The following is a 3,270-nucleotide window of genomic DNA, read 5'->3' on the forward strand; positions in this document are numbered from 1 at the left end:
GCAATGACGGCGTGCCACGCCCGGCTTTCGGCGCGACGCTGGACGCCAAGACCAAGGGCGACAAGCAGACGCGCATCTTCCTGCGCGCCGACAAGGCGGTCGCCTATGGCGACCTGATGGAGGCGATGAACCTGTTGCGCGGTGCCGGCTATCTGAAGATCGCGCTGGTCGGCCTGGAGACGGCTCCCGCGTCCAATGCCCCCGCGCCCACAGCCACCCGTGCGGCGGCGCCATGACGCAAGCGGTCGCCGTGCCCTCGGTCCAGATGTCGCGCTTCGGCTGGCGCGACCTTGGCTTGTGGGCCGGTGCTGCCGCGCTGGTCCTCGGAGCCCATGTCGCGGTCGCCTATGCAGTGCAGAATCTCACCATGGTCACCGAAGCGGACGGCGGTCCGCCACCGGCCCAGGTGATCGAGATGGCGCCGATGGTGGTGATGCCGGCCGTACAAGAACAGGTCGCCGCGCTGGACGCGGTGACGCCAGATCAGACCGAACCGACACCGACGATCGAGCCGACACCTGAAGAACCGGTCGAAAAGGCGAAGCCGGTTGTCGAGCCACCGGAAGCGGTCGCGCCCGACGAGGCCGAACCCAACCGGACCGAAACGGCTGAACAGGCCGATCAGCCGCCGCCGGATGAGGTCATCCCGGATGTTGTCGAGGCTGTCACGCCAGACGTCGTCATTCCCTTGCCGCAGCCGAAACCGGTCGAAATTGTCAAAGACAAGAAACCGGTCGAGGCCAAGGCGAAAAAACCTGTCGAGAAGCCCAAGCCGCGGCTTAAGAAGGAGAAGGCGGCTCCGCCGAAGACGGCAACCGTCGCCAGCGCCGACGCACGGCCCGCGGCCAGGACCGCCGCGCCGAAGGCAGCGGAATCGACGTCGCGCTCCGGCGACTCCAGCAAATGGGACTCCCGTCTGGGCGCCTGGATCAAGCGGCACACGCGCTATCCCAGTTCTGCCAAGGCCCGAGGCGTGGAAGGCAGGCCGTATGTCGCCTTCACGGTCGACTCGTCCGGCCGGGTCCGGTCTGCCAGGCTCTCTCGTTCCTCAGGGGATGCGGATCTGGACCGTGCGGCGCTCGCCGTGCTGCAAGGCGCCACGGTGCCGGCACCGCCGCCGGAACTCGGTTCGCGTCTGAGCCGTACAGCGCCGTTCGTGTTCAGCCTGCGCAACTAGGACCGAATTTGATCGAAGCGGCCTGTCAGTAGGCCAGCGACAGGCTCAGGGCCTCGACCTGTTCGAGATAGAAACGGCATTTCGTGCGCAACAGCCCGAGGCTCGGGTCATCGGCTCCGTTGATCTCGATGGTCTGCATCATGAAGTCGAAATGGGCGTGGAAGGCGTCCACTGTACCCCAGAGACTGTCGGCCTGGCAGCTGTCGGCAATCGCCATCGAGACGAGTTGGCGGGCCTCGATCCGCGCGGCGTCAGGCGATGGCGGTCGCCTGGCGATCAAGACGTCGAGCCGACTGAAAATGCTTTCCCTGGCATCGACGCTTCTGATGTTGGCTATCATGTTCATGTGCAGGTCCCCCTTGGCATTCCAGGCGCGCAATAGGCTCCGGTCTGGAATTGCCTGAAAGCTGGTGATCAGAGCGGTTCAGCGGCGCTGAACCACTAAGCGCGTGGCGTTTGGGCGGGCGACTTGCATCAAGCCTGAGCGACCGGATGCCGGTCCTGCGGGCAGGATGCAATCAGGGTCGGGATCGCGGTTGCATCGGAGGGGTGGCCCCTGATGATGTTGGCGACCTCGGCATCGGCCTGCTCGAACCAGTAGACCATGTCGGCGCGGTGCAGATCCGTCGCGGCTTTCTTCAGCAGCGGCAGCAGGCTTTGCAACGCGCACAGCGTCTCCCAGCGGTTTGGCCGGGAGGTCGAGCCGGCCACCGCGCATGCGGCTGACGATTGCATGTCGCTACGCTCTCCGTGGCTGGGCGGCACGATTGTCTTTTGCCTGCGCCTTGGGGTGCAGCGGGTTGCCGCTGAGCTGCGCATGCCTGGCCGGCCGTGCGCCGCGAAGAACGTCGAAGGCCTCCGCATAGGCCATGCCCAGCAGATAGGAGATCATCGGAAAACGGCTTGATTCGGCCATTTGCACGAGCTCATTGGTCATCGACGAAATATATTGAAGACTATCGATTTCCGACTGGCGTAAGGATTGATTTGGCACGTGCTGCTCCTGTCTCTGGTTATACCCTGGGGAACGCGTTACTGGCCGGACTGCACATTGTTGGTCGACTAATTGATGGATTGGCTCGCGGTGGACGGGTCTCTTTCCGGGGTCGAGAGGGTCAAGGCATAGATCGGTGCGTCGGTGAGACTGTCGAGACCAAGCAGCCGCTTGATGGCGGAATGATTGAGCGCGGCTGTCGGACATGCCGACAGGCCATGATTGGTCGCCGCCAGCATGATATTCTGGCCGATATGGCCGGCCTCGATCAGCACGACACGATAGGCGTTGGCGTCCTCATATTTCCACATCGTGCGATCGAGCCTGGCGCAAAGCAGGATCAGGCACGGCATGCTATCAGCCCACTCCTGTCCGCCGACCAGTTCGGAGATCTTCGGCAGATGGTTCGCGGAAATCCTGCCAAGGTCGTGATCGGCGGCGGAATAATGATAGACACCGGGCTCGAGGCCATCGACGCCGAGCGCGACCACATAGGCCTCATAGGGATTCCGCGCGCCGCCGGAAGGGGTCATGCCAAGCGGCAGGGTGCCAACGCAATTGGCGGTCTCGCCGATGATGCCGAGCCCTGCGAACAGGCAATCGGAAAGCTGTTTGGCTGTGATGGTGGGCTGAGCCGCCGTGCGGTTGGTGCGGCGCCGCGCCATCAAGCTAAGAAGTTCGTTGTCTTCCAGTGCATTCGGCAGCTGGATAGCGCCGGCGGAATTCTTGAGCAGGAGGTCCGGCTGCGGCGTATGGCCGGCGCGTTCTATCTGCCGCTCTTCCGCCTGCTCGATGGTCATGTATTCGCTGTCCTGGACGCAGAAATGCATCAGCGCCGTCGGAAGCCCCCAACTCCATTGTCCTGAAAATTGTTCCTCCTGCTCGGCGAGAGGCGATCCGGCGGTGACCAGGGCGGAAAAATCGAGCAACTGCGGAACGACAGCCTTCAACTCGGACTTCGACCACCCATGGGCGCGGGCAATGTCCGCCGTCGATGCCCATTTGTCCCACGATGCGAGAAGGCCGACCATCTCAGGGCTGCATTCGAAGACGCTTCTGGTCAGGAAGTTGCATGCCGTGACCTTGTTCGGTCCGGGGT

General features: G+C 63.5%; 6 protein-coding genes. 2 read left to right on the forward strand and 4 right to left on the reverse strand.

Going from position 1 to position 3,270, the window contains the following annotated elements:
- Together EN969_RS23250 and EN969_RS23255 are read left to right on the forward strand one after the other, a co-directional pair.
- A partial coding sequence (locus tag EN969_RS23250; RefSeq protein WP_206525211.1) for a biopolymer transporter ExbD occupies positions 1-236 on the forward strand: 236 nt, incomplete at its 5' end.
- Positions 233-1,177 carry an energy transducer TonB gene (locus tag EN969_RS23255; protein WP_063169481.1) on the forward strand — a complete coding sequence of 315 codons (945 nt, stop codon included), beginning with the start codon at positions 233-235 and terminating at the stop codon, positions 1,175-1,177. The genes EN969_RS23250 and EN969_RS23255, both read left to right, overlap by 4 nt.
- A gap of 25 nt (positions 1,178-1,202) precedes the next feature.
- Here the strand turns inward: EN969_RS23255 and EN969_RS23260 are convergent, their stop codons facing one another.
- From EN969_RS23260 to EN969_RS23275, 4 genes are all read right to left on the reverse strand, one after another.
- Positions 1,203-1,523, reverse strand: a complete 321-nt coding sequence (locus EN969_RS23260; protein ID WP_063170396.1) for a hypothetical protein — start codon at positions 1,521-1,523, stop codon at positions 1,203-1,205.
- A gap of 128 nt (positions 1,524-1,651) precedes the next feature.
- On the reverse strand, positions 1,652-1,912 hold the full coding sequence (locus EN969_RS23265; RefSeq protein ID WP_024504722.1) for a hypothetical protein: 261 nt from the start codon (positions 1,910-1,912) through the stop codon (positions 1,652-1,654).
- Between the two features lie 4 nt (positions 1,913-1,916).
- The gene (locus tag EN969_RS23270; protein ID WP_024504721.1) at positions 1,917-2,171 is read right to left on the reverse strand and encodes a hypothetical protein; all 255 of its coding nucleotides are present in this window, start codon (positions 2,169-2,171) and stop codon (positions 1,917-1,919) included.
- 68 nt (positions 2,172-2,239) lie between these two features.
- Positions 2,240-3,270: SagB/ThcOx family dehydrogenase (locus EN969_RS23275; protein WP_164758438.1), on the reverse strand; the 1,031-nt coding region annotated here is incomplete at its 5' end.

It is taken from the genome of Mesorhizobium sp. M7A.F.Ca.CA.003.01.2.1 (assembly GCF_003998945.1).
In the GTDB taxonomy this organism is placed as follows: Bacteria; Pseudomonadota; Alphaproteobacteria; order Rhizobiales; family Rhizobiaceae; genus Mesorhizobium; species Mesorhizobium ciceri.